Source organism: Edwardsiella sp. A.80236, assembly GCF_044540725.1.
In the GTDB taxonomy this organism is placed as follows: Bacteria; Pseudomonadota; Gammaproteobacteria; order Enterobacterales; family Enterobacteriaceae; genus Edwardsiella; species Edwardsiella tarda.
Map to the genome: position 1 here is coordinate 1 of NZ_JBIUCY010000064.1, position 857 is coordinate 857.

The 857-nt window shown below is 50.2% G+C and carries 1 protein-coding gene; it reads left to right on the forward strand.

The window, feature by feature from the left end:
- Positions 1-844 (forward strand): IS5 family transposase gene (locus tag ACEQFP_RS17490; protein ID WP_396464374.1). Its coding sequence is split into 2 segments (ribosomal slippage), with 845 coding nucleotides annotated over them: positions 1-345 and positions 345-844; the frame shifts between segments, so codons are not numbered across the junction. This gene is flagged as partial in the annotation.
- Positions 845-857 lie beyond the last annotated feature (13 nt).

Consider the following 857-nt stretch of genomic DNA (forward strand, 5'->3'; position numbering starts at 1 on the left):
TGGCTCGTTACGATCTTCCCGATGAAGCATGGGCTCTCATCCAGCCCTTATTACCTGCTGAACCAGCAACACCACGGGTCGGACGCCCATGGGCAGAACATCGTATGATCATCAACGGTATGTTCTGGGTGCTGTGTTCGGGCGCACCATGGCGCGATTTGCCAGAGCGATATGGTCCATGGAAGACCGTTTACAACCGTTTTAACCGGTGGTCAAAGTCAGGGATGATTAACATCATTTTCAACAGGTTACTTACGTTACTTGATGCAAACGATCTCATCGACTGGTCAGCAACAGCGCTGGATGGCAGCAATATCCGTGCACTCAGATGCGCAGCAGGGGCTCAAAAAAACATCCCGATATCGTCGGAGATAATGGGCTGGGTCGCTCTCGCGGTGGTTTTGGCACCAAAATCCATCTGGCGACAGACGGAGGTGGGCTGCCGTTAAATATCGTACTGAGCCCCGGACAAGCCCATGAAAGCCAGTTCGCACAACGTCTGCTGGACGGCATTGGAGTTCAGCGCCAGAACGGCAGCATGAAGCGACGTGGTCATGCCGTACTGGCAGATAAAGCCTACTCCGGACATGCGTTACGTAACGAACTGAAAAGCAGAGGTATAAAAGCCGTCATTCCTCGCAAATCAAATGAGAAAATGGCGTCAGATGGTCGTTCACAGCTCGATCGTGATGCTTACCGTAATCGCAATGTTGTTGAACGTTGCTTTGGTCGCCTGAAAGAATATCGTCGCATCGCCACACGTTATGACAAAACGGCGAGGAATTATCTGGCAATGGTTAAGTTGGGTTGTATCAGATTGTTTTACAAGAAATTATACAATTAAGGGACACAGCCTA